This is a genomic window from Ruegeria sp. BC8 (assembly GCF_056535705.1).
This window is the reverse complement of the sequence record NZ_JBQFIV010000001.1, coordinates 76,255-102,575: the sequence shown is the minus strand read 5'-3', so window position 1 is coordinate 102,575 and position 26,321 is coordinate 76,255. Positions and strand designations below refer to the sequence as shown.

Sequence of the window (26,321 nt, the reverse complement as noted above, 5' to 3'; positions counted from 1 at the left end):
GATCCCGAAAACCGAAGAGGACATTCATGCGCAAGTTCCTTGTAGTTCTTGACGATAGCCGCGAGTGCCTGAACGCCATGCGTTTCGCCGCGATGCGTGCTGCGCATACGGGCGGGGGGGTGACCATCCTCTCGGTCATTCCTCCGGACGAGTTCAACCACTGGATCGGCGTGGCCGAAGTGATGCGGGAAGAAGCCCGCGAACGTATCCATGCGCATTTCGAGGTGTTTGCCAAATGGATGCGCGACAAGCAGGGGATCGAGCCTGAACTGGCGATCCGCGAGGGTGAACCCGTTCCGCAGATCATTGAGCATGTGCGCTCGGATCCCGAAATCGGCGTCCTTGTTCTGGGTGCAGGTACTGACAAGAAGGGCCCCGGTCCACTGGTCACTCAGTTGACGCGGAATTCCGGCAGCTTGCCGATTCCGATTACCATCGTTCCGGGCGACCTGAGCAAGGAGAAGCTCGAAGAGATCACCTGATGCCCGCCACCCTGCACTTCTGGTTCGATTTCGCCTCGACCTATTCCTACCTCAGCGCCATGCGGGTCGAACGGGACGCGGCAGCCTGCGGCGTGCAGGTGGACTGGCAGCCATTCCTTCTGGGTCCCATTTTTGCCGAGCAGGGGTGGAAAACCTCACCGTTCAACATCTATCCGGCCAAGGGGCGGTACATGTGGCGCGACATGGAACGGCTGTGCCGGCAGCATGGCCTGCCCCTGACCCGACCTGCCGAGTTTCCGCAAAACAGCCTGAAGGCCGCACGCCTTGCGCTCGCCATCCCTCAACGTGAAGCGCGCGCTGCATTCTCCTGCGCCGTTTTTGCCGCGCAGTTTGGCCAAGGCCTGAACATTTCGGTAGAGCCAGTCCTGCGCAGCGCCCTGTCCGCCGCCGGCCTCCCCGAGGACATGATCGACCGAACCGCAGACTCTGACATCAAGAGTGCTCTGTTCGACCAGGTTGCCCGCGCCAAATCGCTGGGGATCTTCGGCGCCCCCAGTTTTGTCGTGGATGAGGAGCTTTACTGGGGCGATGACCGACTGGACATGGCCATCCGACAGGCTGCAGCGATTTAGAACCGTTCCAAATCTTGACTTCCCGGCCGCTGACGCGCATATCAGAGCCAACTGATACGGAGCGCGCCATGTTCATCCAGACCGAATCCACACCCAACCCGGCCACGCTGAAATTCCTGCCCGGTCAGACCGTGCTCGAGGCCGGTACAGCGGATTTCCCGACCGCCGAAGCCGCGCAGAACTCGCCGCTGGCGCAGCGCATCTTTGCGGTCAGCGGTGTGACCGGAGTTTTCTTCGGCAATGACTTCGTAACCGTCACCAAAGACGACGGCGTGCAGTGGGACCACATCAAACCCGCCATCCTGGGCGCTGTGATGGAGCACTACCAGTCCGGCCAGCCGGTGATGGGGGCCGGGGTGGAAACCGCGTCCGGCCATGCTGAACATTCGGGTGAGGACTCGGAAATCGTCAACCAGATCAAGGAATTGCTGGACAGCCGCGTACGCCCCGCCGTGGCGCAGGACGGCGGTGACATCACCTTCCACGGCTTTGACCGCGGCGTCGTCTACCTGCATATGCAAGGGGCCTGCGCAGGCTGCCCGTCCTCGACGCTGACCCTGAAAATGGGGATCGAGAACCTGCTCCGCCATTACATCCCCGAGGTGACCGAGGTTCGCCCTGTTGCCGTCTGATCAGACAATTCTGGCATTTGACACATCGGCCGCGCATTGCGCGGCCGCTTTGCTGCGCGGGCCAGACATCGTCGTGAGCCGCGCCGAAACCATGACCCGCGGCCAGGCGGAACGCCTGATGCCTTTGCTTCAGGACATCCTGGCAGAAGGCGGGGTTTCTTGGGCGGATATCGACGCGATCGGTGTCGGGACGGGTCCGGGCAATTTCACTGGAATTCGCATCTCGGTCTCTGCCGCCCGGGGGCTGGCGCTTGGATTGAACAAACCGGCAATCGGCGTTTCGGGCCTTGAAGCCCTTGCGGCTTTGGCACCTGAAGGGCGGACCCCAGCCATTCCAGCCCCCCGAGAACATGTTTACCTGCAAGCGCCCGACGGGACGCCGCAGCTGATGACGCAGGAACAGGCAGAATCACTTGGCGCCCTGTTTTTGTGCGACGATGCGAATGCAGTCGTCCGGGCCATCGCCCGGATTGCATCCGAACGTGTTGAGCTTGTGTCAGGTCCCCCGGCCCCCCTGTACGTTCGTGCCGCAGACGCCGCCCCGTCGCGCGATACGCCGCCGCCTTTGCTGGACCCATGACCCCACAGGAAATGGCCGAGACCCACGGCGCGGCTTTCACCCAGTCCCGCCCCTGGACTAATGATGAATTCGCTGATCTGCTTGCCAGCCGCTTCACCCATGTCGTTGGAAACAAAACAGCATTTGCCCTGATCCAGGTCATCGGCGACGAGGCCGAGCTGCTGACCATCGCGACGCATCCCGATCATCAGCGGCAGGGTCTGGGCCGCGCCTGCATGCAGGCTTGGCATGACAAGGCTCACGATCTGGGTGCGCGCCGGGCGTTTCTTGAGGTGGCATCGGACAACGCGGCCGCCATTGCACTCTACCAAAGTTGCGGCTATGCGCGCTGCGGTCTTCGGCCAGGATATTACCGGCGCGGCAAGGCTGACAAAGTAGATGCAATCTTGATGGAGCGCGCGCTACCCTGACGAAAGCCGGGCATTTCTGAGACCAAATGGTCAAAAAGCGGTTGACCATGGCTGTTTCAGACGGCCTTAATTGCCGCTATCACAGCAGTTCTGCTCGCTCTGAGCGGGGCTGGGCAAAAGCCCCTGCCCCGAAGCCAAAAAAAACAACGGGAGTATATGATGACCCTGATGAAATCCTTGATGGGCGCGGCCGCCGCGTTTGCACTGACCGCAGGTGCGGCGCTGGCCGAACCGGCGATCATCTTCGATCTGGGCGGCAAGTTCGACAAATCGTTCAACGAAGCAGCCCATAACGGCGCCAAGCGCTGGGCCGACCAAACCGGCAAATCCTATCGCGAAATCGAGCTGCAGTCGGAAGCGCAGCGCGAACAAGCCCTGCGTCGCTTCGCTGAAGCCGGTGCAAACCCGATCATCACCATGGGCTTTGCCATGGCTGATCCGCTGGCCGCCGTCGCACCTGACTATCCCGACACCAAGTTCGTTGCCGTCGACGTCAGCTGGCTGGACGCGCCGAACATCCGCCAGGTCTCGTTTGCCGAGCATGAAGGTTCGTACCTGGTCGGCATGATGGCCGCGATGGCATCCAAGTCGGGTACCGTCGGCTTCATCGGCGGCATGGACATTCCGCTGATCCGGCACTTTGGCTGCGGCTACGCCCAGGGCGCGAAGGCCGTGAACCCTGACATCAACGTCGTCGCCAACATGACCGGCACCACCCCGGCCGCTTGGAACGACCCGGTGAAGGGTTCGGAGCTGACCAAAGCTCAGATCAGCCAAGGCGCTGACGTGATCTACGCTGCCGCAGGCGGTACCGGCGTCGGTGTTCTGCAGACCGCAGCCGACGAAGGCATCCTGTCGATCGGCGTGGACAGCAACCAGAACCACTTGCACCCGGGCAAGGTTCTGACCTCGATGCTTAAGCGCGTGGACGTGGCCGTTTATGACGCCATGAAGGCAGGCGAAGATGTCGAAACCGGCAAGTTCACCATGGGTCTGGCACAGGACGGTGTCGGCGTTGCCATGGATGAAAACAACGCCTCGCTGGTGAGCGACGAGATGAAGTCCGCCGTCGAAAAGGCGCGCCGCGACATCATCGACGGCAATGTCACCGTCGTCAGCTACTACGAGAACGACAGCTGCCCGGCACTGCAGTTCTGATATCGCGCGGGGCGGGGGAAACCTCCCGTCCCGCATCCACTCATGCCGCTGTTTCGCCACGACCGAATGATCGCGAAATCAGCGCAGCTTCTACGGCAATCGAGGACAAGACATGACAGTCCCCGCCATCGAGCTCAAAGGGATTTCCAAAGCCTTTGGGCCAGTTCAAGCGAACAAGGACATCTCGATCAGCGTCGCCCCCGGCACGATCCACGGGATCATCGGTGAAAACGGTGCGGGCAAATCTACGCTGATGAGCATTCTGTACGGCTTCTACAAGGCCGACAAAGGTGAAATCTGGATCAACGGCAAAAAGACCGACATCCCCGACAGCCAGGCCGCGATCGCCGCGGGTATCGGCATGGTCTTTCAGCATTTCAAGCTGGTCGAGAATTTCACCGTTCTGGAAAACATCGTTCTGGGCGCCGAGGATGGCGGGCTGCTGGCCCCCTCGCTGGCCAAGGCCCGGAAAGAGCTGAAAGAGCTCGAGGAAGAATACGAGCTGTTCGTGGACCCCGACAAGCGCATCGACGAGATCGGCGTGGGCATGCAGCAGCGGGTCGAAATCCTCAAGGCGCTGTACCGCAAGGCGGAAATCCTGATTCTGGACGAACCCACCGGGGTGCTGACCCCGGCCGAGGCCGACCAGCTGTTTCGCATCCTCGACCGGCTGCGCGCCGAAGGCAAGACCATCATCCTGATCACCCACAAGCTGCGCGAGATCATGGAAGCCACCGACACCGTGTCGGTGATGCGCCGCGGCCAGATGACCGCCACGGTCAAGACCGCCGAGACCAACCCCGAGGAGTTGGCCGAGCTGATGGTCGGGCGCAAGGTTCTGCTGCGCGTCGACAAGGTGCCGGCCAAACCCGGCAAGCCCATCCTTGAAATCGAGAACCTGCGGGTGACGGATTCGGCGGGTGTCGAGCGCGTCAAGGGTATCGACCTGACCGTCCGCGCGGGCGAGATCGTGGGCATCGCAGGCGTCGCCGGAAACGGGCAGTCCGAGTTGCTCGAAGTGTTGGGCGGCATGCGCCCGGGATCAGGCGTGATCAAATTGAATGGTACGCCTCTGGCACTCAGCGGACCCGAGGCCGAAGGTCAGGCGCGCCGCGCCCAAGGCATCGCGCATGTGCCCGAAGACCGGCAGCGCGAAGGTCTGATCATGGACTTCCACGCCTGGGAAAACGTTGCCTTCGGCTATCACCGCGACCCCGCCTACCAACGCGGGATTTTCATGAACAACGCCGCACTGCGCGCCGACACAGAACGCAAGATCGAGAAATTCGACGTGCGTCCGCCTAATGGCTGGCTGTCGGCCAAGAACTTTTCGGGTGGAAACCAGCAGAAGATCGTGGTTGCACGAGAAATCGAGCGGAACCCCGATTTGCTGTTGGTGGGCCAGCCTACCCGCGGCGTGGACATCGGCGCGATCGAGTTCATTCACAAGCAGATCGTCGCCCTGCGCGATCAGGGCAAGGCGATCCTGCTGGTCTCGGTCGAGTTGGAAGAGATCTTCTCTCTGTCCGACCGGATTGCAGTGATGTTCGACGGACATATCATGGGCGAGCGCCTGCCCCATGAAACGGATGAAAAAGAACTGGGCCTGTTGATGGCCGGTGTTGCGGGGGAGGCCGCGTAACATGGATAAGATGCCCAAATGGGCCGACGTCATTCTGATCCCGCTCATCAGTCTGATCCTGGCCGCAATCCTGTCGACACTGGTCATTCTGGCGATTGGCGAAAACCCGGTCGAGGCGGTGAACCTGATGGTCACCGGCGCGCTGGGGTCGACCTATGGCTGGGGCTACACCCTGTATTATGCCACCAACTTCATGTTCACAGGTCTGGCGGTTGCGGTGGCCTTTCACGCGCGTTTGTTCAACATCGGCGGCGAAGGCCAGGCCATGTTGGGCGGACTGGGCGTTGCCATGGTGTGCCTCTATGTGCCTTGGCCGCATTGGAGCATCGCTCTGCTGGCTGCGATGGCCGCCGGCATGCTGTTCGGCGCGGCCTGGGCTGCGATACCGGCCTATCTGCAGGCCAAGCGCGGCAGCCATATCGTGATCACCACGATCATGTTCAACTTCATCGCCGCGGCGCTGCTGAACTACATGCTGGTCAACGTGATGCGACCGGCCGGCTCGCAAGACCCGGCGACCGCCCGCTTTGCCGAGGCGGTGCATCTGCCCACCCTGCACGAGATGCTGGCCCCGATCGGGATCAACTTCTCCAAGGCGGCTCCGGCCAACATCTCGCTGATCGTCGCGGTCATCGCCTGCATCGTCGTCTGGGCGCTGATCTGGCGCACCCGCCTGGGCTATGAAATCCGGGCTTATGGGCATTCAGAAACCGGTGCGGTCTATGCCGGTATCTCGCCGGTGCGTATCACCATCGTGGCGATGCTGATCTCGGGCGCTCTGGCGGGCCTGATGGCGATCAACAACGTCATGGGTGAGGCCGAGCGGCTGGTTCTTAACTCGACCGAGGGCGCGGGCTTCATCGGCATCGCGGTGGCCCTGATGGGCCGCTCGCACCCGTTCGGCGTGTTCCTGGCGGCCATCCTGTTTGGTTTCCTCTATCAGGGGGGCGCGGAACTGGCCCTGTGGACGTCGATTCCGCGCGAGCTGATCGTGGTGATCCAGGCGCTGGTAATCCTGTTCACCGGAGCACTGGACAACATGGTGCGCATGCCGCTTGAAAAGCTGTTCCTGGCTCTGCGGAAGGAGGCGAACTGATGGAGTTGTTCCTGACGATCGTCCAGGTTCTGGACTCGACCATTCGCCTGGCCACGCCGCTGCTTCTGGCCTGTCTGGCCGGCTTGTATTCGGAACGCGCTGGCATTTTCGACATCGGCCTGGAAGGCAAGATGCTGATGGCCGCATTCTTCTCGGCCGCCGTTGCCGCCGTCACCGGGTCGGTATGGCTGGGCCTGCTGGCCGGCATCGCATCGTCCTTGGTGCTGTCTGGCCTGCACGGGCTTGCCTCGATCACGTTCCGGGGGAACCAGCTGATTTCCGGTGTCGCCATCAACTTCCTGGCTGCCGGCTTGACAGTGCTGGTGGCCCAGGACTGGTTCCAGCAAGGCGGCCGCACTCCGTCGTTGTTCGGGGGTGGCCGGTTTGAGCCGATCAACTTCCCCTTCGCAGAAGCTCTAAGCGGTGTGCCGATCATCGGTCCCATCTACGCCGAACTGCTCTCAGGCCACTCGATTCTTGTTTACGTGGCGTTCCTGATGGTGCCCGCCACCTGGTGGGTGCTGTTCCGCACCCGCTTTGGACTGCGCCTGCGCGCCGTGGGTGAAAACCCGGCGGCAGTGGACACCGCGGGCGTCTCAGTGGTGGGGCTTCGCTACGCAGCCGTCGCCATCTGTGGCGTGCTGTGTGGCATCGCCGGGGCCTATTTGGCGACAGCGTTGCAGGCAGGGTTCGTCAAAGACATGACGGCCGGCCGGGGTTTCATCGCACTGGCTGCACTGATCTTTGCCAAGTGGCGGCCGTGGCACGCCATGTGGGCGTGTTTGCTGTTCGGGCTGCTGCAGGCTGTTGCTCTGCGGTTCCAGAATATCGACCTGGGCGGCATCATTATCCCCGTTCAAGTCATGGACGCGCTGCCCTATATCCTGACCGTGGTGATCCTGGCAGGTTTCGTCGGCAAAGCGGTCCCGCCAAGGGCCGGTGGCGAGCCTTATGTGAAAGAGCGTTGATAAGGCCAGTTCAGGACTGCTTTTCAGTCCTGTTTGCTGCAAAGCGGCATGCAGAGTTGATTTTGCATGCCGCAAGCGCTCTAAGAGGGTATGCACGTCTACCTTCCCATAGCCGAAGTATCCGTTAGCCCGTTTGTCCTGCTGGCGATTGGTGTTTCCGTGGGCGTTCTGTCCGGCATGTTCGGAGTGGGAGGCGGTTTTCTGATCACGCCATTGCTGTTTCTGATCGGTATTCCACCTGCAGTCGCCGTGGCGACATCGGCCAATCAGGTGGTGGCATCCTCATTTTCGGGGCTGATGGCCCATCTCAAGCGCAGGACCGTAGACCTGAAGATGGGATCGGTTCTGTTGGGCGGCGGCCTGCTCGGCGCGACGCTGGGAATGCTCGTCTTCAACTATCTCAAGCATTTGGGGCAGGTCGATCTGGCGGTCCAGCTGTGTTACGTCGTGTTTCTAGGCCTCATCGGCACCTTGATGTTCATTGAGAGCCTGCGTGCAATTCGCCGGTCACGGGCAGCGGGCGGCACCGCACCGACCGCACGCCGCCAACGCACCTGGGTTCATGCACTGCCGTTCAAAATGCGGTTCCGCGAGTCAAACCTGTACATCTCGGTCATTCCACCCATCCTGGTCGGCTTTGGCGTCGGAATCCTGTCGGCCATCATGGGCGTTGGCGGCGGGTTCATCATGGTTCCGGCAATGATCTATATCCTGGGAATGCCGACAAAGGTGGTGATCGGAACCTCGCTGTTTCAGATCATTTTCGTGGCCGGGTTTACGACGATGATCCACGCTTCGACCAACTTCAGCGTGGACATCGTGCTGGCCTTGTTCCTGTTGATCGGAGGTGTCGTTGGGGCCCAGTTCGGCAGCATGGTCGGCGCCCGGCTGAAGGCTGAGCAGCTGCGGGTTTTGCTGGCGGTACTGGTCATGATCGTGGCCGGAAAAGTCGGGCTGGAACTGATCGTGGCTCCGACAGAATTCTATTCGCTTTCTGAATTGGCGGGGGTTTGATCGTGACCAGTTTATCCTTCGAAACCGCCATGTACCCACCAGTCCGTTTCTTCGCCCAACGCAACGCGCCCGCCTTTGATCGTTTTTACCAGTCCACCGCAGTACGGATCGGCTAGACCACATGCATATCTACCTGCCTATCGCCGAAGTTTCCGTAAACGCCTTTCTGCTGCTTGGCCTCGGCGGCATGGTGGGAATCCTGTCCGGCATGTTCGGTGTCGGTGGCGGCTTTTTGATGACCCCGCTGCTGTTCTTTATCGGCATCCCACCCGCCGTTGCCGTGGCAACCGAGGCGAACCAGATCGTTGCCTCGTCATTCTCGGGAGTGCTGGCGCATTTCCGAAGAAAGACGGTCGACCTTAAGATGGGCACGGTCCTTCTTGTGGGTGGTCTGATCGGCGCCGCCGTGGGCGTTGTCTTCTTCAACTATCTCAAAAGCCTGGGTCAGGTCGATCTGCTGGTCAAGCTCTGCTATGTCGTCTTTCTGGGCGTCATTGGCGGGCTGATGTTCTTTGAAAGCCTCAATGCGCTGCGCAGGTCCCGCAAGGCCGGTGGGGTCCCTGTCAAACGGCGCCAGAGGGGGTGGATCCACGCCCTGCCGTTCAAGATGCGGTTCCGGACCTCGGGGCTGTATATCTCGGTCATTCCGCCGGTGCTTGTCGGGCTGTTCGTCGGCGTGTTGTCGGCGATCATGGGTGTGGGCGGCGGGTTCATCATGGTGCCCGCCATGATCTATCTGCTGGGAATGCCAACCAAAGTGGTTGTGGGGACATCCCTTTTCCAGATTATTTTCGTCACTGGCTTCACCACCATGCTGCACGCCACGACCAACTTTACGGTCGATATCGTGCTGGCTGTCCTACTGTTGGTTGGCGGGGTGATCGGGGCTCAGATCGGGACCGTGCTGGGGGCACGCATCCCGGCCGAGCAGCTGCGCGTCCTGCTAGCCGCTCTTGTCTTGGCGGTTTGCGGAAAGCTGGCCCTGGATCTGTTGTTGCAACCGGCCGAGCTGTACTCGCTTGGCACCGATGGGGGGCATTGACGTGTTGCGCTGGTTCATCGCCCTTGTGTTCCTGACCCTCCCCGTCCATGCCGCGGATGAGCAAGTCGTTCTTGGCCTCAGCCAGGATCGCGTAGCCATCACCGCCGATTTCGACGGATCCGAGATTCTGATCTTTGGCGCCGTCAAGCGCGAAGCACCGATCCCGCCCGGCCCTCCGCTGGAGGTGATCGTGGCAGTCGCAGGCCCGTCCGAGCCGGTCATGGTGCGGCGCAAGGAAAAGAAATTCGGCATCTGGGTGAATACCGACAGCGTTCTGGTCGATTCCGCACCCAGCTTCTACGCAGTCGCCACAAGCGCACCGTTCACGGACATCATCACCGACACCGAAGATCTGCGCTATCGCATCTCGATCCGGCGCGCGATCCGGTCCGTCGGCGCAGCCATGCATATTCGGGAGGCTCAGGATTTCGCCCGGGCTGTCGTCAGGATCCGCGAGGATGAGGGCCTGTACTCGATCCGGGAGAACACGGTTGCCGTGGATGAGCAAACGCTATTCCGCACCTCCATCAAGATGCCGGCCGACTTGACCGAAGGCGACTACCTGACCCGCATCTTCCTGATGCGGAACGGCGAAGTCATTTCGCAGTTCGAGACGGTTATCGACGTTCGGAAAGTCGGGCTCGAGCGGTTTCTCTACAACATGTCGCGTCAACAGCCGGTCTGGTACGGGTTGATGTCCCTCGTCATTGCCATCGCCGCAGGCTGGGGCGCTTCGACGGCTTTCCGACTGTTGCGCGAAAGCTGACCGCTACCCGCGCCCGATATACGGCATCGTCGTTGCCATCACGGTCATGAACTGAACGTTGGCTTCGGGCGGCAGGCTGGCCATGTGCAGGACCGAGCGCGCGGCGTCTTCGACCTCCATCGTCGGATCAGGCTCTCGCCCTTCAGCAACCGCCGTATCGACCAGGTTCTGCACCATCTGGGTTCTGGCATTTCCGATGTCGATCTGCCCACAGGCGATCCCATGGGCGCGGCCGTCAAGCGACAGGCTTCGTGTCAGCCCGGTAATCGCGTGTTTGGTGGCGGTGTAGTGCACCGAGTTCGGACGCGGTACATGCGCCGCGATCGAGCCGTTGTTGATGATGCGGCCCCCCTGGGGCACCTGCCTGCGCATCAAGCCAAAGGCCGCGCGGGCGCACAGAAACATCCCGTTCAGGTTCACGTTGACGCTCTGATACCAGTCGTCCAGCGCGATTTCGTCGATCGTGCCTGCGGGCGCGAAAATACCCGCGTTGTTGAACAGAACGTCCAATCGCCCGGCCTGCGCCTGAAATTCATCGAAGGCCGCTGACACCGCTTGGGGGTCCGTCACGTCGGCCACCAGCGGAATGGCGTTTTCGCGCATCGCGGCCACCTGCCTCAGCTTGTCCGCGCTTCGCGCCAGCAGGCCGACCTGCCAGCCCTGGTCCAGAAACAGCTCGGCCGTCGCTCGCCCGATGCCCGAACTTGCCCCAGTTACGATGATCGTCTTCACGTCTCCTCCGCCTCCAGCGTCAGTTTTGCGGCCGGGACCGCACGCAGGTCGTCAACCCGCAGCGGGTGGCTTGGTTTGGACAGCCGGTTGCGCACCACCCAGATCAGCCGCTCTTGCGCCCGGGTGATGGCCACATAGGCCAGCCGTTTCCACAGGGGTTGCCCGGCCTCGGTCCGGCCCATGCGGGCGGCGGCGTAAAGGTCAGGGGCAAAGACCTGCACCGTGTCCCATTGCGAGCCCTGCGCCTTGTGGATCGTCACCGCGGCCCCATGCAGAAACGTGGCCCCCATGCGCGCGGCAAAGGGGATGAAGGGCTCTTCCTCGTCGGGCTTTTCGATCTGCACGATCGACGCGGCGCTGACCTGCGGGTCTTCGGCCCCCATGACATGCAGCCGCGAGAACCCCGGCTTGCGCCCCGGCCCCAGATAGATCACCTGCGCGCCCTTGATCAGCCCGCGCGCCTCGAGGTCCAGCCGCTTCTTGCGGTGCTTCAGCGGCAGCTCGATCCCGTCACAGATCAACGGTTCACCTTCCAACAGCTCGGTCTCGGGGGCGCCATGCACCTGGCGGAAGGCCTGGATCAGCCGGATACGCGTCGCATTCCGCCAGACCAAAACCGGGCTTCGGGCCATCAGGTCGACCTCGACCCGCTGGCCCCAGACCACGCGGTCATCCGTGCGTGCGGTCTGCTCGACAAGGCGTTCGAAATCCTCGAACCCCATCGCAGGATCGGCCAGCGCATGAGCCAGGTCCAGGATGGGGTTGTCGGCCTCTTGCCGGTGCACCCGGTGCAGGATCAGCTTGCGCGGTTCGGGCAGAGCATCGAACACCATCGACCCGGACTGATTCACTGGTGCCAACTGTGCCGGATCGCCGAACAGCAGCAAAGTGGGAAAGATCTCCTTGAGATCCTCGAACTGCCGGTCATCCAGCATCGAGGCCTCATCGACGAACCCGATATCCAGCGGCTCGTCGCGACGTTTCCATCCGGTTATGAAATCCGACCCGCGCAGGCCGGCGGCGGCCAGGGCACCCGGGATGGACTTGTTGTTGGCATAGAACGCGGCCGCGCGGTCCAACGCCTCGTCGGTCAGGCCTTCGATCTCGGGGCGGTCGTCATTGCCCGCCAGCCACTCGGCGATCCGTTCGTATTCCGGATCATAGACCGGCGTGTACAGAATGCGGTGAATGGTGGTGGCCGGAACACCGCGCAATCGCAACACGCTGGCGGCCTTGTTGGTCGGGGCCAAAATGGCAAGGCTGCGCTTGTCTTTCGATTTGCGGCTTTCATAGTCGCCCGAGACGATCTGAACTCCGGTCTCAGCCAGCGCCTTGTAGAGTTCGGCCAACAGCAGGGTCTTGCCCGACCCGGCCTTGCCGATCACCGCCATGACCCCCGATTCGCCCTGGCCGGGCAGCTTGAGCAGCGCATCATCTTCCAGGTCCACGCCTGCGGTTTTCAGCATCTGGGCAATGCTGTCGAACGCGGCGGCCTGATCTTCGGAAAAAGTAACCTTAGGCAGAGACATGGCGCGACCCTACAGGGCCGCGCCAACCTGCGCCAGATGCGGAATTCAACGTCAGGCAGACAGTGCGAACCGATGCCGCGCGGCGGACCCGAACGCAGTCTTGAACCACAATCGCGACAGTTCGCGCGGGATGCCCGCCCGCTCGGCCACGCGGTTGCAATCGTCAGCGGAATAGGGCCAAAGACCGACCGAAATCTGGTCACGGCCCGCCCCCTCCGAGCCCAAGACCACCGGCGAGGAACCGATTAGCCGATAGATACGGATCATCCTTGCATCAAAGACCCCGGCGATGTGGGTCAGACCGAAGCCTTCCATGATCTCCCCCCCGCTCAGCATGATTGCCCCGGCCGTGTGTGGATGAGCGGTGCGGGACAGGCAGAACCGCGTCACTTCCCAGATCAACGGGCTGCGGATTGGGCTGCCGCCGGTCAGATGCCCGAACACCTCATTTACCATGACAGGGCCAGTCGTGGGCAATACCCGCATCGATCCGCCGTGACTGCCGTCCGGCTCTTCCCAGATGACATACAGCGGGTTCAGATCATCATACTGATCCCGTTCCTCTCCTTTGGAATTGACATGAACATCCCATCCGAGGCGGGTTTTGAATTGATCGGCGCGGTCGCGAAACATCCCCTCGGCCAATTTTGGAAATTTATGAAGCTCGTCAGCGTAAACATAACGCAGCATGACTTTTCCCCTTGTCGTCCAGTACTGGAACGAAGGGGGTACAAAGTCGTGGTTAATTTACCGTGTGGCCCTCGCGCGGGCCTTAAACCACTATTAATCCTCTGCTGAGGGCAGTGGCGATGGCATGGGTTGTATTCAGAGCACCCAGCTTGGACCGGGCGCTTTCGATATAGACACGCAATGTGTGCTCGGAAATAGACAGGGAGTGCGCGACCTGCGCCCGGCTGTAGCCCAAGGCCAGCAGCGTCATCGCGTCGATCTCGCGCGGAGAGAGGCCGCGCGCGGATTCCGGCCTGCGGTCCTGCTCGAAATCCAAAGCTTTGCGGTTGAAGTAGTGGGCGAGCAGTATCAACTCGCGGCTGTAGGTTACGATGAAGGCTTCCCAAGCCTCGTCGCTGCAACTGTGATTGACCGTAAAAAGCGCGAACTGGCCATTCGGCCCACGAATTGGAATCGAATAGCCCTGATTGCCGACACCATGATCCAAAGCATCTTGCAGAAAGGCTTTGGCGACCTTGCCGGACCAGTTCAGAGATTTCCAATTGACCGGATGAAACCGTTGGAAACAGCCCAGGATAACGGGATCTATTCGGTGATAGTTGCGTTCACGGTATCGGTCGGCCCAGGCATCCGGATAGGTGGTGTAGCCATATTGATCGCCAGCGCCATCGACCCAGTGATAGACGATGTGATCGACCTTCAGTTTGTCCCTGATGCGGACAGCAACCGAACCCAGCTCGTCAAGCGTGCTGGTGTTTTCCAAATCCTCCAGGACCTGGCTCAAATCGAACTGTGTTCCCATTCGACGGCGCTTTTGCCTCATCGTTCAGGGACGCAATTTCGGCCGCTGCGATCAGCCTGGTGTCGTCAAGCTGCTCGGCCAGCGCGGTCAACCCATTCGCAACGGCGAAGGCGTTGAGGTCCGACAATACGTCCAGTATCCACTCATTTTGCGCCATCATGGTCTCTCCGAAACAGTTAACGAAGGGTTAACACAACCATAACATGTACGCTGTTTTCTTGCCTATTCACTGCTTTCTACTCCCCAAAAACAGCGGGTCCCGAATTTGCATGGCATTGAAAAACAATATCCCATCTTCTGAACGCAAAACGCCCGCGAACCGTCTGAACGATTCGCGGGCGCTTGCTTTCAAAGCGCGGTGATCAACCGCGGGCGTCCAGAACCTCTTCCAAGGTCCGCATGCCCGTACGCGGGGCCTGAACCAAGACAGACATGTTGCCCGGCTTGTGCTCGTTCCGCATCATTTTCATGTGCGCCTCGGGCAGTTCTTTCCAAGTGAACACTTCGGACATGCAGGGATCGAGACGCCGCTCCAGCATCAGCCGGTTTGCAGCAGACGCCTGCTTGAGATGCGCGAAATGCGAACCCTGCAGACGCTTCTGGTGCATCCACATGTACCGAACGTCAAAGGTCAGGTTGTAGCCGGTGGTCCCGGCGCAGATCACGACCATGCCGCCTTTTTTGACGACAAAGGTCGAGACCGGGAAGGTGCTCTCGCCGGGGTGTTCGAACACCATGTCGACGTTGACGCCCTTGCCCGTGATGTCCCAGATCGCCTTACCGAACTTGCGGGCTTCCTTGAACCACTCGGCATATTCAGGCGTGTTGACCGTGGGCAACTGGCCCCAGCAGTTGAAGTCCTTGCGGTTGATGACGCCCTTGGCGCCCAAGCCCATGACGAAGTCGCGCTTGCTTTCGTCCGAGATTACGCCGATCGCGTTGGCGCCCGCCGTATTGATCAGCTGGATCGCATAGGAGCCCAGACCCCCCGACGCGCCCCAGACCAGAACGTTCTGGCCCGGCTTCAGGTCATGCGGCTCGTGCCCGAACAGCATCCGATAGGCAGTGGCCAGCGTGAGCGTATAGCAGGCACTTTCTTCCCAAGTCAGGTGCTTGGGGCGCGGCATCAGCTGTTGCGCCTGCACGTTGGTGAATTGCGCAAATGACCCATCGGGCGTTTCATAGCCCCAGATGCGCTGGCTGGGCGAATACATCGGGTCACCGCCGTTGCACTCTTCATCGTCGCCGTCGTCCTGGTTGCAGTGGATCACGACCTCGTCGCCGACCTTCCAGCGTTTCACCTTGTCGCCCACCGCCCAGACGATGCCCGACGCATCCGAGCCCGCGATGTGATACGGGGCCTTGTGGCCATCAAAGGGGCTGATCGGTTTGCCGAGCGAGGCCCAAACACCGTTGTAGTTGACGCCCGCCGCCATCACCAGAACCAGCACTTCGTGGCTGTCCAGCTTGGGCACATCGACCACTTCCAACTGCATTGCAGTGTTGGGCTCACCGTGGCGCTCCTTGCGGATGGCCCATGCATACATCTGTTTGGGCACATATCCCATCGGAGGGATTTCACCCATCTCGTAGAGGTCTTTTTCCGGTGCCTCGTAGGACGCGATGCCGCCGTCGGTGTCCAAAGCCATTGTGGCCTCCTCTGTCAAACATGTTCGCCGCGACGCAGAATTGCGCGCTTCATAGGCTGGAATATTGGCCCATGAGTAATTTTGCAACCCATTTCGGATCATTATTGAAATTTTATGACCCAGCGGCCGCAGAAATTTCTTTTGCAGTCGCAGAACCATCCGGGTCTTCGCTGATGGGCGCTGAGGCCGCATAATACTGCATCAGATCCAGCCGCTCGACCGATGGCGACAGCATACCGTTGTTTCTGCTCAGTATTCGCCGTTCGACCAGTTGTTCGATCGCTGGCGGGATGGCCTTCAGGTCTTCGTCCGTGGCGCCCTCGCGCCGCATCAGCTCGACGATCCGTGACTGAACGTCAGACTCGGAGATGGTGCCGTTTTCGCGAACGAGCCAGCACGCGGCGGGCGCTGGGACCAAAGGAATCGCCCGGCCAATCCGGCGCATCAACTCTCGAGCCAGATCCGTCATCAGGTCCGGGCCGGCTTGTTCGCGAAACTCCTGCAGCGAAATGGGCAGGCCGTATCGGACCGAGGCAAGACCGAACCGTTTGTAACGCCCGATGATACGGCGCCATATCTGTTTCAGGCTCCACCTTGTGATCACGCCGATCCGCGCGCGGAACCGCCGTTCGCTGCCCAAGGCGGCGGCGGTCAGAATCGTATCCTCCAGCACCCGGTCATAGTTCAGCGCAACCGGTACGAACACGACGTCGCGACCATCGGGACTGGTGCCGTCGATGATGTATTTCAGCAGTCCCAGTTTGGGTCGTCCCAAAGACCCGTTGAGGCTCAGACCGCCCTCGGGGAACATCGCCTGCGTCACACCGGCATTGGTGGCCAGGCGCACATAGCTGGCCAGAACCTGTCGGTAGAGCTCGCTGCCGGACTTGCGTCGGATGAAATAGGCTCCCATCGCGCGGATCAACCGGCTGAGCGGCCAGACCCGTGCCCACTCGCCCACCGCATAGGACAGCGCCGACTGTTGCGCGGCCAAATAGGTCACCAGAACATAATCCATGTTGCTCCGGTGATTCATCACAAAGACCACGGTTGCTTTGGGATCGATCTGCTTCAATGCGGCCTCGTCCTCGTGGCTGAGGCGGACATTGTAGAACGCGTTGCTCAACCATCGAGCCAACCGAATGGCAAAGCTGAAGTACATGAAGGCCGAAAACGACGGGACGATTTCCCGGGCGTAGCGCCGGGCCTGCTCGAACGCGACCGCTTCGGGGATTCCATGTTCTTCGGCGTGGTGCTGAACAGCCTGACCAACCTGCGGGTCATAGATCAGGCGTTGGATCATGTCATGACGCTCGGCCAGTTTGAACGGCTGGATCGGCCGTTGCAGGCGCTGGTTCAACCGTTCAACAGCCCGTTCAAGCCGGCGGCGAAAGAACCAGCGCACCGACGGGAACAGGAAATGCGAGGCGAAGGTGACCGCGGCAAACACCACGATCAGAACAAACAGCCAAATCGGTAACTCAACGGTCTGCGTCATGCCCGCACAGTGCCATCAAACCGCCGCTGTCACAATCGGCAGCACGCCGTACATGCCGCAACGCAGCGAATTGACATGTGCTGAAAATTGCGCTTTAGAACCCATGAGAGAAATATTGTTACCCATCGACGCATGAGGCTCTGACCATGACGCAGACGCAGAAAGACCGCCCCTGGCTCATCCGAACCTATGCCGGTCATTCCACGGCCAAAGCCTCGAACGCGCTTTACAGATCCAACCTGGCCAAAGGGCAGACCGGTCTGTCGGTGGCTTTCGATCTGCCGACGCAAACCGGATATGACAGCGATCACACCCTGGCCCGGGGCGAGGTCGGCAAGGTCGGGGTGCCCGTCTGCCACCTGGGCGACATGCGGGTGCTGTTCGACCAGATCCCGCTGGAGCAGATGAACACCTCGATGACGATCAACGCCACGGCCCCCTGGCTGCTGGCGCTGTATATCGCGGTGGCCGAGGAACAGGGCGCCGATGTGTCCAAGCTGCAGGGCACGGTGCAGAACGACCTGATCAAGGAATACCTGAGCCGCGGCACCTATGTCTGCCCGCCCAAACCTTCACTGAAGATGATCGCGGACGTGGCCGAGTATTGTTATTCGAACGTACCGAAATGGAACCCGATGAACGTGTGTTCCTACCACCTGCAAGAGGCCGGCGCGACGCCCGAGCAGGAGCTGGCCTATGCGCTGGCCACCGCCATCGCGGTACTGGACGAGCTGCGCCCCCGCGTTCCGGCCGAGGACTTTCCGGCGCTGTGCGGCCGCATCTCGTTTTTCGTGAATGCGGGCATCCGGTTTGTCACCGAAATGTGCAAAATGCGGGCTTTCGTCGATCTTTGGGATGAAATCCTGCAACAGCGCTATGGCGTGGAAAACCCCAAGTTCCGCCGATTCCGCTATGGTGTTCAGGTCAACTCTCTGGGCCTGACCGAGCAGCAGCCCGAGAACAACGTCTATCGCATCCTGATCGAAATGCTGGCCGTGACCCTGTCGAAAAAGGCGCGCGCCCGGGCGGTGCAACTGCCAGCGTGGAATGAGGCCTTGGGCCTGCCGCGCCCCTGGGACCAGCAATGGTCGATGCGGATGCAGCAGATCCTGGCTTATGAGACCGACCTGCTGGAATACGACGACCTGTTCGATGGCAACCCGGTGGTCGACGCCAAGGTCGAGGAACTGAAGCAGGGCGCCCGGGCCGAACTGGCCAATCTGGACTCGATGGGTGGTGCGGTTGCGGCGATCGACTACATGAAATCGCGGCTGGTGGATTCCAACGCCGAGCGTCTCAACCGGATCGAGCGCAATGAAACCATCGTCGTCGGCGTGAACCGCTGGACCGAGGGCGAACCCTCGCCCCTGCAGACCGAGGATGGCGGGATCATGGTCGTCGATCCGGCGGTCGAACAGGAACAGATCGATCGCCTGAACGACTGGCGTGCCACCCGCGACGAGGCCGCCGTGGCCGCGGCTCTGGCCGATCTGCGCGCCGCCGCGCAATCGGGCGCCAACATCATGGAGCCCTCGATCGCCGCGGCGAAGGCCGGTGTCACCACCGGCGAATGGGCGGAAGAGATGCGCCGCGTCTTTGGCACCTATCGCGGCCCGACGGGCGTTTCGGGCTCGGTCTCGAACAAGACCGAAGGCTTGGACGACTTGCGCGCAGCGGTGGATGCAGTCAGCGACCGCCTTGGGCGTCGTCTGAAATTCTTGGTCGGCAAGCCGGGGCTCGACGGCCACTCCAACGGCGCCGAGCAGATCGCCTTCCGCGCCCGCGATTGCGGCATGGACATTACATATGACGGCATCCGCCTGACCCCCGAGGAAATCGTGGCTTCGGCCATCGATCAGCAAGCCCATGTGATCGGCCTGTCGATCCTGTCGGGCAGCCACCTGCCGCTGGTTCAGGAAGTGATGACACGCCTGCGCGAAGCCGGCTTGGGTGATATCCCGGTTGTCGTCGGAGGCATCATCCCGGACGAGGATGCGGATCGTCTCAGATCGATGGGTGTTGCCAAGGTCTATACGCCCAAGAATTTCGAGCTGAATGCCATAATGGGGGATATCGTTTTGCTGGCCGATCCAAAAACGCTGGCCGCGGAATAATCGCCCAGAATTAATTCCATTGCCCATTTCGTTTAAAGAATGGCCATTGATTGGGATTCTCCGTAACGTTGCCTGATGAGTAAAAAATGAATCAGGTGGGTATGGAGAACGACAATGGGTATAAATCTGGACAAGCTGTCGCGTAAGGAATTGCTTGAATTGCGCGATCAGGTCGACAAGGCGCTGGAAAACGCTGAAGCCAGAGAGCGTCAGGAAGCATTAATGGCCGCTGAGAAAGCAGCTGCCGCTTACGGGTTTTCCTTGTCCGACCTGGCATCCCAGCCCACACGGTCCGGCAAGGGATCGAAAGCCAAAGCAAAATATCGCAATCCGGCCGATCCGGCGCAAACCTGGACGGGGCGTGGGCGAAAACCGAAATGGGTCCACGAAGCGCTGAAAGCCGGGGCAGATATTTCCGATCTGGAAATCTGAACGGGAAAAGTATCAAAATGACAATTCACATTGGCGCCGAAAAAGGCGAAATCGCCGAGACCGTGCTTTTGCCGGGTGATCCGTATCGTGCGAAATGGGCCGCCGAAACTTTTCTGAGCAATGTGCGGCAAATCAACGATGTCCGCGGGATGCTGGGTTTCACCGGCGAATGGAAAGGAAACCCGGTCACCATTCAGGGCAGCGGAATGGGAATGCCGTCGCTGTCCATTTACGTAAATGAACTGATCCGGGACTACGGTGCAAAAACCCTGATCCGCATCGGGTCTTGCGGCGGCATGCAGGAAAACGTGAAGGTCCGGGATGTTATCCTGGCCATGACGTCAACGACACTCAGCACCCCGTCCCGGGGCATCATGAAAGAGCTCAACTTTGCGCCTTGTGCAGATTGGGGCCTGCTGCAGGCGGCCGCCAAGGCAGCCGAGGCCAAGGGCACGGCAACCCATATCGGCGGCATCTATTCGTCTGACGTGTTCTATGACGAACGCCCCGACCTGAACGAACAGATGGTGCGCCACGGCATCCTGGGGGTCGAAATGGAGGCCGCCGAGCTGTACATCCTGGCCGCGCGGCACAAATGCCGGGCCTTGGCGGTTCTGACCGTGTCCGATCACCTTCTGACCGGCGAGGCGCTGCCCTCATCCGAGCGCCAGAGCAGCTTTGGTGACATGCTGGAAATCGCACTGCAGGCCGCCTTCCCGAACGCCTGACACAGAACGGCCCGGGTCACCCCCGGGCCTCAGCGCCCATGCGTACGGTCATAGCCATTGGGCGCCGGACTTTGCCAGCCGCTCAGCGTGCCTTCGGCAGGTTCGAAAACCTCGACCAACAGCGGGTGACAGGCGGCGGTATCCGATGAGTGCTCGGACGAGCAATCCCCACCCGGACAAGCGCTGAGGTCACCCATTAGGTCGATTTCCGCGAAGAACTCCAAATAATCACCCGGTCGAACCGGTGAAGCCTTCATGAAATACTGCCCCGTATCGAGGGTAAAGCCGGTGCACATGAATACGTTCAACACGTCGTGCACCAAACGCTCGGCTACCGGAATTTCCAGACCAGTATGGTCAGCCAGCGCCCTGGTCAGGTTGGAGTGACAGCAATGATGGTATTGAGTGCCCGACAGCAAGTTCCCGGTATAGGGATCGCAACGCGTTCCGATCACGTCATGCACCGACCCGCCGTATTGATCGATTCCGTACCAGTCCAAGGTGTCCGCAACGATCGTGGCCATTGGGCGCAGAAAAGGAAAGCTGGACCATAGCCGCTCGCCGGTCGTGACATGGGTGCCATGCAATGCACGCGTCTTGCCCGAATAGAAACGTTCGTTCAGGTCGTGCAGGTTCCACAGGTTCAGGTCGCCGACCTGCGGGCCTTCGACCGAGGTGATCCGAAAGAAGTGTCCGGCCGGCACCTCAAAGCAACGGGCATCACGTGGCGGCACCAGAACTTCGGCTGTCTTTCGCGCGCTCTTTCGGGCGTCCAGCAGCAGGTCAAGGTCAACGCTGGGCAGGGTGTCATTTGGGTAGCAAATGACTGGAGCGATCCCGCGGCGGGCGGCGGCATCCGAAGGAGGATTTGGCATTCTGCATCTTTCCGCTGTTTTGCGCAGATTGACCCAGAATGACTTTTGGGAAAACCCCGTTTCCCTCAGGCAAAAAGGCTTATTTCCGTTCGCATCGCGTGGGCTGCGTCTCGGAGACGGAAACCGCCCCGCAATACGCACAACTCCACGTGCCGGCCTGCCTGTGCTGTCGCCACCGGCAGTCCCGGGTCAAAGAAGACGTGCGGGACCGCCAGACGAAATAGGCGAACACGCCGGCGCCGAGCAGAAGCAGAAGTACAGGCATTCCCCTGCTTTGCGCAATATGCGCCGGGACTCAAGACTTGGCTTGGTAAACTCAGGCCGCGTTGGCGTATTCAAACAGCTCCGGCTCTGCATCTTTTGCAGGCTTGACCGGCTCGGGCTCGTAATAGGCCCAGGCTTGCTCAAGATATTCCAAGGCTTTGGCTGCGTCTGTTTTTTTGGATTCGTTCTTCATCGGAGTGATCCTGTTTCCAATCCGTCACTCCTCCCCGGTGCCGAACATAGTCTTGGCCGGGGCGGCCCACATCCAATGATTTCGCATGTGGGCCATGCACTTGCCGCAACGCGGCAAGCACGTTGGTCGTCATCGTTCAAACTGCGCGTTCGACCATCATCTTCTTGATCTCGGCAATCGCCTTGGCCGGGTTCAGACCCTTGGGGCAGGTCTTTGCGCAGTTCATGATCGTATGGCACCGATACAGCTTGAACGGATCCTCAAGCTGATCCAGACGCTCGCCGGTGGCCTCGTCGCGGCTGTCGATGATCCAGCGATAGGCGTGCAGCAGCGCGGCGGGGCCAAGGTACCGGTCGCCATTCCACCAATAGCTGGGGCACGAGGTCGAGCAGCTGGCGCACATGACGCATTCGTACAGACCATCCAGTTTTTTCCGGTCTTCGATCGACTGCTTCCATTCTTTTGCAGGGCGGTTGGTCTTGGTCTCCAGCCAGGGCATAATCGAAGCGTGCTGCGCATAGAAATGGGTCAGATCCGGGATCAAGTCCTTGACCACCGGCATGTGCGGCAGCGGGTAGATCTTCACGTCGCCCTTGATCTCGTCCATGCCGTAGATACAGGCCAACGTGTTGATCCCGTCGATGTTCATCGCGCAGGAACCGCAGATCCCCTCGCGGCACGACCGGCGGAAGGTCAGGGTCGGGTCGACCTTGTTCTTGATGTAGATCAGCGCATCCAGAACCATCGGCCCGCAATCGTCCATGTCGACGAAATAGGTGTCGACCCGAGGGTTCTGCCCGTCATCCGGATTCCAGCGGTAGATCTGGAACTTACGCACGTTGCTCGCGCCTTCCGGTTTCGGCCAGGTTTTGCCCGTCGTAATCCGGGAATTCGTAGGGAGGGTCAGTTGGACCATATGTTCCTCTCCTCAGAATGTCCGCGCCTTGGGCGCGATCTTTTCAAGGCTGATACCGCCTTCAGCCTCGGTGCTCAGCGGATCGACGATGACCGGGCGATAGCTGAGTTCGACCTTGTTCCCGTCAACCCGGGACACGGTGTGAACACGCCAGTTTTCGTCATCGCGCTCAGTGAAGTCTTCGTGTGCATGAGCGCCGCGGGATTCCTTCCGCGCTTCGGCTCCGACGATTGTGGCAAGCGCGTTGGGCATCAGGTTGGTCAGTTCCAGCGTCTCCATCAAGTCGCTGTTCCAGATCAGGCTGCGATCCGTGACCTTGATGTCCTCCATCTTGGCCGCGATTGCAGTCATCTTCTCGACCCCTTCGGCCAGGGTCTTGGCCGTCCGGAACACCGCAGCATCCGCCTGCATGGTTTTCTGCATTTCAAGCCGCAGATCGGCCGTCGGGATTGCGCCGCTGGCATTGCGCACCGCATCGAACCGATCAAACGCCTTGTCGACCGAGGCCTGGTTCAGGACCGGGTTGGGCGTTTCGGGGTCGACGACCTTGCCGGCCCGGATCGCCGCCGCGCGGCCAAAGACCACGAGGTCGATCAATGAGTTCGACCCCAACCGGTTCGCTCCGTGAACCGACGCGCAACCGGCTTCGCCGACGGCCATCAGGCCGGGCACGACGGCGTTCGGATCGTCGGCGGTCGGGTTCAACACCTCGCCCCAATAGTTGGTCGGAATACCGCCCATGTTGTAGTGCACGGTCGGAAGAACCGGGATCGGTTCCTTGGTGACATCCACGCCGGCGAAGATCTTTGCGCTTTCCGAGATGCCCGGCAAACGCTCATGCAGGGCTTCGGCTGGTAGATGGCTCAGGTTCAGGTGAATATGGTCGCCTTCGGGACCGACGCCGCGCCCTTCGCGGATTTCCATGGTCATCGAACGCGAGACATAGTCGCGCGGTGCGAGGTCCTTGTATTGGGGCGCGTAGCGCTCCATGAACCGTTCACCTTCCGAGTTGGTCAGATATCCGCCTTCGCCGCGGGCGCCTTCGGTGATCAGGCAGCCCGAGCCGTAGATGCCGGTCGGGTGAAACTGCACGAATTCCATGTCCTGCAAGGCCAGGCCGGCACGGGCCACCATGCCGCCGCCGTCGCCGGTGCAGGTGTGGGCCGAGGTCGCGCTGAAATAGGCGCGGCCGTAACCGCCCGTGGCCAGAACCACCATCTTGGCGTTGAAGACATGCATGGTGCCGTCGTCCAGCTTCCAGCAGACAACGCCTTGGCACTGGCCGTCTTCGGACATGATCAGGTCAATGGCGAAATATTCGATGTAGAATTCCGCGTTGTTCTTCAGTGACTGCCCGTACAACGTGTGCAGGATCGCGTGACCGGTCCGGTCGGCAGCGGCACAGGTGCGCTGAACTGCGGGGCCCTCACCGAATTCGGTCGTGTGGCCACCAAAGGGACGCTGGTAGATCTTGCCTTCTTCGGTGCGCGAGAACGGCACACCGTAATGCTCCAACTCATAGACGGCCTTGGGTGCTTCGCGCGCCAGGTATTCCATCGCGTCGGTGTCACCCAGCCAGTCCGAGCCCTTGACGGTGTCATACATGTGCCACTGCCAATGGTCGGGGCCCATGTTCGACAGCGACGCCGCAATGCCACCCTGCGCCGCAACGGTGTGCGAACGGGTCGGAAAAACCTTGGTTACGCAAGCGGTGCGCAGACCTTGTTCGGCCATGCCGAGCGTGGCACGCAGACCGGCCCCACCGGCGCCGACCACGACCACATCATATTCGTGCGTTTCGTATTCGTAAGCAGCCATTTCATTCAGCTCCGGGGTGTTAGAGGGCAATGCGGGCGACGGCGAAGATACCTGCGGCCGCGGCGCCATATGAGAGACACTTCACGAGGATGATCAGAACCTTTTCCATTGTGCCGTGCACATAGTCCTCGATCATCACCTGGGCACCATCAGCGAAATGCTTGAACCCGACGGCCAGCGTCAGGGCCGCGACGATCGCCGGGAATGGCCGCGAGTAATAGTCCAGCACCACGTCAAAGGGCTGTCCCAGCGTGGGGCCGAATGTGAAGACAAAAAGCGGGACAAGGATCAGCAGCGCAACCGAGCTGACCTTCATCGCCCAAAAATGTTCGGTGCCCGACTTGGCCGATCCCAGGCCTACGGCGCGTTTGCGGTCGGTAAGATAACGCATGTCAGCCTCCCTCAGGCAACGATCAACAGTGTCAGTAAAGTCAGCACGAAAGAGCCGATCACAACCGCCCAGCCCAGCTTGTAGGCTGTCGGGATATCCAGTCCGATCGCGTTGTCCCAGATCAGGTGCCGGATGCCGGCAAGCGTGTGGTACCAAAGACCCCAAAGCGACAGTGCCATGACCAAGTCCCCGAGGAGCGACGTGATCACACCATTGGCGCGATCAAAGGCTTCGGGCGACGTGGCTGCGGCCAGGAACCACCAGACGATCAACAGCGCGGCCACCAACATGGCGTTGCCGGTGATCCGGGTCAGGATGGAAGTGACAGAGGTCAACTGCGGACGATAGATCGACAGATGCGGCGATAGCGGGCGGTTCCCCCGATTGACATCGGCCATGGCGGCTCCTTTTGAGGTTGGCTACCGAAGTTTTTACTCCATTTTGCGACCCTGTCACGCGCTGCGCGTGCAAAAAAGATCAAATCACCCGCAATTCGGCCGATAATTCGGAAACGTGATCACACAAAATATTCTCGTGATCACAAAATGCATTCCAACCCTCCAATGTTAGCGTTTTCAAGGGTCAAGCAATGTGATCACGAATCTTTCCGCGCTCAGCGCAGATCGGCAGTCTGCCGCGTGACTTCACGCAGAAGTTTTTTCCGGATCCGTTCGGGATAGTCCTTGAAACCGGCAGCCGATACGACGAAGGCCCCTTCGCCGACTATGACGTTTTCAAAGAAATAGGCCGTCAGGTCTGGTTCGCTCTCCTCGATAGCAATTGCGTTCACCGTAATCCCCTGACGGCGCAAAAGGTCCCGGATCTCGGTGGGTTCAACCCCTTCGTTCGAGACGCCGTCTCCCGAGATGTCGATCAGATGACGCTTGCACTCGGGCACCTCGAGAAAGCTGTTCACGGTCATTTCCAGCGCCTCACCGATCGCGGTCGAGAAATTGCGCCAGACACGCGGATCGGCCGACACTTTTGCTGCAAACGCATCCAGTGCGTCGAACCCGTCAATTTTGGTCCAGGGGATGGTGATCCGCTGCCGCGAGGTCCCGGTCCATTGCACCAGCATCAACCGGGCCTGGCCGCGCACCAGCGCCTCGGACACGACCGGATCGCGCAGTCCGGCCGCCAGGCCATCCATCTGGATGCGGTATTCCGAACTGTCGACCGAGCCGGACACATCTACGGCCAGCGCCAGCGCCAGTTCGCAGGCCGACGCCGGGCGGGCAAGGCAAAGTGCAGCGGCAAGGATACGCAGAAAAGACATGAGCCGAACCTAGCACGGTTCGGCCCGGTCG

29 protein-coding genes are annotated in these 26,321 nt (G+C 60.7%); 15 read left to right on the top strand and 14 right to left on the bottom strand.

The window, feature by feature from the left end; translation table 11 throughout:
• The first annotated feature begins 26 nt into the window (after positions 1-26).
• The 12 genes from ACR3EK_RS00575 (at position 27) to ACR3EK_RS00520 (ending at position 10,383) form a co-directional block, all read left to right on the top strand.
• A complete protein-coding gene (locus ACR3EK_RS00575; RefSeq protein WP_170342153.1) occupies positions 27-482 on the top strand; it encodes a universal stress protein in 456 nt (151 codons plus the stop codon).
• On the top strand, positions 482-1,075 hold the full coding sequence (locus tag ACR3EK_RS00570; RefSeq protein WP_170360169.1) for a 2-hydroxychromene-2-carboxylate isomerase: 594 nt from the start codon (positions 482-484) through the stop codon (positions 1,073-1,075). Before ACR3EK_RS00575 ends, ACR3EK_RS00570 begins: the two co-directional genes overlap by 1 nt.
• A gap of 68 nt (positions 1,076-1,143) precedes the next feature.
• Positions 1,144-1,707 (top strand): NifU family protein, encoded by a 564-nt coding sequence (locus ACR3EK_RS00565; RefSeq protein WP_093963451.1) that lies wholly within the window; start codon positions 1,144-1,146, stop codon positions 1,705-1,707.
• Entirely contained in the window at positions 1,697-2,287 is a 591-nt protein-coding gene (gene tsaB, locus ACR3EK_RS00560) for a tRNA (adenosine(37)-N6)-threonylcarbamoyltransferase complex dimerization subunit type 1 TsaB (protein ID WP_480632418.1), read from the top strand. The genes ACR3EK_RS00565 and tsaB overlap by 11 nt, the downstream gene beginning before the upstream one ends.
• Positions 2,284-2,697 (top strand): ribosomal protein S18-alanine N-acetyltransferase, encoded by a 414-nt coding sequence (rimI, locus tag ACR3EK_RS00555; RefSeq protein WP_170360164.1) that lies wholly within the window; start codon positions 2,284-2,286, stop codon positions 2,695-2,697. Before tsaB ends, rimI begins: the two co-directional genes overlap by 4 nt.
• A 159-nt stretch (positions 2,698-2,856) precedes the next feature.
• Positions 2,857-3,855, top strand: coding sequence for a BMP family lipoprotein (locus ACR3EK_RS00550; protein WP_480632417.1), 999 nt, complete (start codon positions 2,857-2,859; stop codon positions 3,853-3,855).
• Positions 3,856-3,967: 112 nt separating this feature from the next.
• Positions 3,968-5,497, top strand: coding sequence for an ABC transporter ATP-binding protein (locus tag ACR3EK_RS00545; protein ID WP_480632416.1), 1,530 nt, complete (start codon positions 3,968-3,970; stop codon positions 5,495-5,497).
• Between the two features lies 1 nt (position 5,498).
• Complete coding sequence (locus tag ACR3EK_RS00540; RefSeq protein WP_480632415.1) at positions 5,499-6,593, top strand: ABC transporter permease; 1,095 nt, start codon at positions 5,499-5,501, stop codon at positions 6,591-6,593.
• Positions 6,593-7,561 (top strand): ABC transporter permease, encoded by a 969-nt coding sequence (locus ACR3EK_RS00535; RefSeq protein ID WP_170367643.1) that lies wholly within the window; start codon positions 6,593-6,595, stop codon positions 7,559-7,561. The genes ACR3EK_RS00540 and ACR3EK_RS00535 overlap by 1 nt, the downstream gene beginning before the upstream one ends.
• A 90-nt stretch (positions 7,562-7,651) precedes the next feature.
• Positions 7,652-8,575, top strand: coding sequence for a sulfite exporter TauE/SafE family protein (locus ACR3EK_RS00530; RefSeq protein ID WP_170343308.1), 924 nt, complete (start codon positions 7,652-7,654; stop codon positions 8,573-8,575).
• 121 nt (positions 8,576-8,696) lie between these two features.
• Entirely contained in the window at positions 8,697-9,617 is a 921-nt protein-coding gene (locus ACR3EK_RS00525; RefSeq protein WP_170343309.1) for a sulfite exporter TauE/SafE family protein, read from the top strand.
• The gene (locus ACR3EK_RS00520; protein ID WP_174819824.1) at positions 9,604-10,383 is read left to right on the top strand and encodes a TIGR02186 family protein; all 780 of its coding nucleotides are present in this window, start codon (positions 9,604-9,606) and stop codon (positions 10,381-10,383) included. The genes ACR3EK_RS00525 and ACR3EK_RS00520 overlap by 14 nt, the downstream gene beginning before the upstream one ends.
• 3 nt (positions 10,384-10,386) lie before the next feature.
• Here ACR3EK_RS00520 and ACR3EK_RS00515 read toward each other — a convergent pair whose 3' ends face one another.
• The 7 genes from ACR3EK_RS00515 to ACR3EK_RS00485 all read right to left on the bottom strand — a co-directional run bounded on the left by ACR3EK_RS00515 (position 10,387) and on the right by ACR3EK_RS00485 (position 17,283).
• Complete coding sequence (locus ACR3EK_RS00515) at positions 10,387-11,115, bottom strand: SDR family oxidoreductase (RefSeq protein ID WP_480632414.1); 729 nt, start codon at positions 11,113-11,115, stop codon at positions 10,387-10,389.
• Positions 11,112-12,644 carry an ATP-dependent DNA helicase gene (locus tag ACR3EK_RS00510; RefSeq protein ID WP_480632413.1) on the bottom strand — a complete coding sequence of 511 codons (1,533 nt, stop codon included), beginning with the start codon at positions 12,642-12,644 and terminating at the stop codon, positions 11,112-11,114. The genes ACR3EK_RS00515 and ACR3EK_RS00510 overlap by 4 nt, the downstream gene beginning before the upstream one ends.
• A gap of 51 nt (positions 12,645-12,695) precedes the next feature.
• Complete coding sequence (locus tag ACR3EK_RS00505; protein WP_170360153.1) at positions 12,696-13,334, bottom strand: acyl-homoserine-lactone synthase; 639 nt, start codon at positions 13,332-13,334, stop codon at positions 12,696-12,698.
• Positions 13,335-13,416: 82 nt separating this feature from the next.
• On the bottom strand, positions 13,417-14,136 hold the full coding sequence (locus ACR3EK_RS00500) for a helix-turn-helix transcriptional regulator (RefSeq protein ID WP_480632412.1): 720 nt from the start codon (positions 14,134-14,136) through the stop codon (positions 13,417-13,419).
• Entirely contained in the window at positions 14,075-14,293 is a 219-nt protein-coding gene (locus tag ACR3EK_RS00495) for a hypothetical protein (protein WP_480634048.1), read from the bottom strand. The genes ACR3EK_RS00500 and ACR3EK_RS00495 overlap by 62 nt, the downstream gene beginning before the upstream one ends.
• Before the next feature lie 205 nt (positions 14,294-14,498).
• Positions 14,499-15,785, bottom strand: coding sequence for a crotonyl-CoA carboxylase/reductase (gene ccrA, locus ACR3EK_RS00490; RefSeq protein ID WP_480632411.1), 1,287 nt, complete (start codon positions 15,783-15,785; stop codon positions 14,499-14,501).
• 112 nt (positions 15,786-15,897) lie between these two features.
• Positions 15,898-17,283 (bottom strand): 1-acyl-sn-glycerol-3-phosphate acyltransferase, encoded by a 1,386-nt coding sequence (locus ACR3EK_RS00485; RefSeq protein WP_480632410.1) that lies wholly within the window; start codon positions 17,281-17,283, stop codon positions 15,898-15,900.
• A 146-nt stretch (positions 17,284-17,429) separates the two neighbouring features.
• Here ACR3EK_RS00485 and ACR3EK_RS00480 point away from each other — a divergent pair, with 146 nt between their 5' ends.
• The 3 genes from ACR3EK_RS00480 (at position 17,430) to deoD (ending at position 20,557) form a co-directional block, all read left to right on the top strand.
• On the top strand, positions 17,430-19,397 hold the full coding sequence (locus tag ACR3EK_RS00480) for a protein meaA (protein ID WP_480632409.1): 1,968 nt from the start codon (positions 17,430-17,432) through the stop codon (positions 19,395-19,397).
• A gap of 114 nt (positions 19,398-19,511) precedes the next feature.
• On the top strand, positions 19,512-19,829 hold the full coding sequence (locus ACR3EK_RS00475; RefSeq protein ID WP_170342178.1) for an H-NS histone family protein: 318 nt from the start codon (positions 19,512-19,514) through the stop codon (positions 19,827-19,829).
• 17 nt (positions 19,830-19,846) lie between these two features.
• The gene (gene deoD / locus ACR3EK_RS00470; RefSeq protein ID WP_480632408.1) at positions 19,847-20,557 is read left to right on the top strand and encodes a purine-nucleoside phosphorylase; all 711 of its coding nucleotides are present in this window, start codon (positions 19,847-19,849) and stop codon (positions 20,555-20,557) included.
• Between the two features lie 29 nt (positions 20,558-20,586).
• Here deoD and ACR3EK_RS00465 read toward each other — a convergent pair whose 3' ends face one another.
• From ACR3EK_RS00465 to ACR3EK_RS00435, 7 genes are all read right to left on the bottom strand, one after another.
• The gene (locus ACR3EK_RS00465; RefSeq protein ID WP_480632407.1) at positions 20,587-21,432 is read right to left on the bottom strand and encodes an urea carboxylase-associated family protein; all 846 of its coding nucleotides are present in this window, start codon (positions 21,430-21,432) and stop codon (positions 20,587-20,589) included.
• A gap of 316 nt (positions 21,433-21,748) precedes the next feature.
• Positions 21,749-21,889, bottom strand: a complete 141-nt coding sequence (locus ACR3EK_RS00460; protein WP_170343320.1) for a hypothetical protein — start codon at positions 21,887-21,889, stop codon at positions 21,749-21,751.
• A 136-nt stretch (positions 21,890-22,025) separates the two neighbouring features.
• Positions 22,026-22,805, bottom strand: a complete 780-nt coding sequence (locus tag ACR3EK_RS00455) for a succinate dehydrogenase iron-sulfur subunit (RefSeq protein ID WP_170343321.1) — start codon at positions 22,803-22,805, stop codon at positions 22,026-22,028.
• Between the two features lie 12 nt (positions 22,806-22,817).
• Positions 22,818-24,623 carry a succinate dehydrogenase flavoprotein subunit gene (gene sdhA / locus ACR3EK_RS00450; RefSeq protein ID WP_093963474.1) on the bottom strand — a complete coding sequence of 602 codons (1,806 nt, stop codon included), beginning with the start codon at positions 24,621-24,623 and terminating at the stop codon, positions 22,818-22,820.
• A gap of 19 nt (positions 24,624-24,642) precedes the next feature.
• Positions 24,643-25,014 carry a succinate dehydrogenase, hydrophobic membrane anchor protein gene (gene sdhD / locus ACR3EK_RS00445; RefSeq protein ID WP_093963475.1) on the bottom strand — a complete coding sequence of 124 codons (372 nt, stop codon included), beginning with the start codon at positions 25,012-25,014 and terminating at the stop codon, positions 24,643-24,645.
• Between the two features lie 11 nt (positions 25,015-25,025).
• Positions 25,026-25,412 carry a succinate dehydrogenase, cytochrome b556 subunit gene (gene sdhC, locus ACR3EK_RS00440; protein WP_170360135.1) on the bottom strand — a complete coding sequence of 129 codons (387 nt, stop codon included), beginning with the start codon at positions 25,410-25,412 and terminating at the stop codon, positions 25,026-25,028.
• Between the two features lie 215 nt (positions 25,413-25,627).
• Complete coding sequence (locus ACR3EK_RS00435) at positions 25,628-26,290, bottom strand: DUF1194 domain-containing protein (RefSeq protein ID WP_170367634.1); 663 nt, start codon at positions 26,288-26,290, stop codon at positions 25,628-25,630.
• Positions 26,291-26,321: the final 31 nt, after the last annotated feature.

Excerpts from the sequence above, each read along its gene's own strand:
- ACR3EK_RS00475 (WP_170342178.1), top strand. The coding sequence starts at position 19,512 with ATGGGTATAAATCTGGACAAGCTGTCGCGTAAGGAATTGCTTGAATTG.
- ACR3EK_RS00435 (WP_170367634.1), bottom strand. The coding sequence starts at position 26,290 with ATGTCTTTTCTGCGTATCCTTGCCGCTGCACTTTGCCTTGCCCGCCCG.
- ccrA (WP_480632411.1), bottom strand. The coding sequence starts at position 15,785 with ATGGCTTTGGACACCGACGGCGGCATCGCGTCCTACGAGGCACCGGAA.
- deoD (WP_480632408.1), top strand. The coding sequence starts at position 19,847 with ATGACAATTCACATTGGCGCCGAAAAAGGCGAAATCGCCGAGACCGTG.
- ACR3EK_RS00570 (WP_170360169.1), top strand. The coding sequence starts at position 482 with ATGCCCGCCACCCTGCACTTCTGGTTCGATTTCGCCTCGACCTATTCC.
- ACR3EK_RS00535 (WP_170367643.1), top strand. The coding sequence starts at position 6,593 with ATGGAGTTGTTCCTGACGATCGTCCAGGTTCTGGACTCGACCATTCGC.
- ACR3EK_RS00575 (WP_170342153.1), top strand. The coding sequence starts at position 27 with ATGCGCAAGTTCCTTGTAGTTCTTGACGATAGCCGCGAGTGCCTGAAC.
- sdhC (WP_170360135.1), bottom strand. The coding sequence starts at position 25,412 with ATGGCCGATGTCAATCGGGGGAACCGCCCGCTATCGCCGCATCTGTCG.
- ACR3EK_RS00460 (WP_170343320.1), bottom strand. The coding sequence starts at position 21,889 with ATGAAGAACGAATCCAAAAAAACAGACGCAGCCAAAGCCTTGGAATAT.
- ACR3EK_RS00495 (WP_480634048.1), bottom strand. The coding sequence starts at position 14,293 with ATGGCGCAAAATGAGTGGATACTGGACGTATTGTCGGACCTCAACGCC.
- ACR3EK_RS00510 (WP_480632413.1), bottom strand. The coding sequence starts at position 12,644 with ATGTCTCTGCCTAAGGTTACTTTTTCCGAAGATCAGGCCGCCGCGTTC.
- ACR3EK_RS00480 (WP_480632409.1), top strand. The coding sequence starts at position 17,430 with ATGACGCAGACGCAGAAAGACCGCCCCTGGCTCATCCGAACCTATGCC.
- ACR3EK_RS00550 (WP_480632417.1), top strand. The coding sequence starts at position 2,857 with ATGACCCTGATGAAATCCTTGATGGGCGCGGCCGCCGCGTTTGCACTG.
- sdhD (WP_093963475.1), bottom strand. The coding sequence starts at position 25,014 with ATGCGTTATCTTACCGACCGCAAACGCGCCGTAGGCCTGGGATCGGCC.
- ACR3EK_RS00540 (WP_480632415.1), top strand. The coding sequence starts at position 5,499 with ATGGATAAGATGCCCAAATGGGCCGACGTCATTCTGATCCCGCTCATC.
- sdhA (WP_093963474.1), bottom strand. The coding sequence starts at position 24,623 with ATGGCTGCTTACGAATACGAAACGCACGAATATGATGTGGTCGTGGTC.
- ACR3EK_RS00500 (WP_480632412.1), bottom strand. The coding sequence starts at position 14,136 with ATGGGAACACAGTTCGATTTGAGCCAGGTCCTGGAGGATTTGGAAAAC.
- ACR3EK_RS00465 (WP_480632407.1), bottom strand. The coding sequence starts at position 21,432 with ATGCCAAATCCTCCTTCGGATGCCGCCGCCCGCCGCGGGATCGCTCCA.
- ACR3EK_RS00525 (WP_170343309.1), top strand. The coding sequence starts at position 8,697 with ATGCATATCTACCTGCCTATCGCCGAAGTTTCCGTAAACGCCTTTCTG.
- rimI (WP_170360164.1), top strand. The coding sequence starts at position 2,284 with ATGACCCCACAGGAAATGGCCGAGACCCACGGCGCGGCTTTCACCCAG.
- ACR3EK_RS00485 (WP_480632410.1), bottom strand. The coding sequence starts at position 17,283 with ATGACGCAGACCGTTGAGTTACCGATTTGGCTGTTTGTTCTGATCGTG.
- ACR3EK_RS00530 (WP_170343308.1), top strand. The coding sequence starts at position 7,652 with ATGCACGTCTACCTTCCCATAGCCGAAGTATCCGTTAGCCCGTTTGTC.
- ACR3EK_RS00455 (WP_170343321.1), bottom strand. The coding sequence starts at position 22,805 with ATGGTCCAACTGACCCTCCCTACGAATTCCCGGATTACGACGGGCAAA.
- ACR3EK_RS00520 (WP_174819824.1), top strand. The coding sequence starts at position 9,604 with ATGGGGGGCATTGACGTGTTGCGCTGGTTCATCGCCCTTGTGTTCCTG.
- ACR3EK_RS00505 (WP_170360153.1), bottom strand. The coding sequence starts at position 13,334 with ATGCTGCGTTATGTTTACGCTGACGAGCTTCATAAATTTCCAAAATTG.
- ACR3EK_RS00565 (WP_093963451.1), top strand. The coding sequence starts at position 1,144 with ATGTTCATCCAGACCGAATCCACACCCAACCCGGCCACGCTGAAATTC.
- ACR3EK_RS00545 (WP_480632416.1), top strand. The coding sequence starts at position 3,968 with ATGACAGTCCCCGCCATCGAGCTCAAAGGGATTTCCAAAGCCTTTGGG.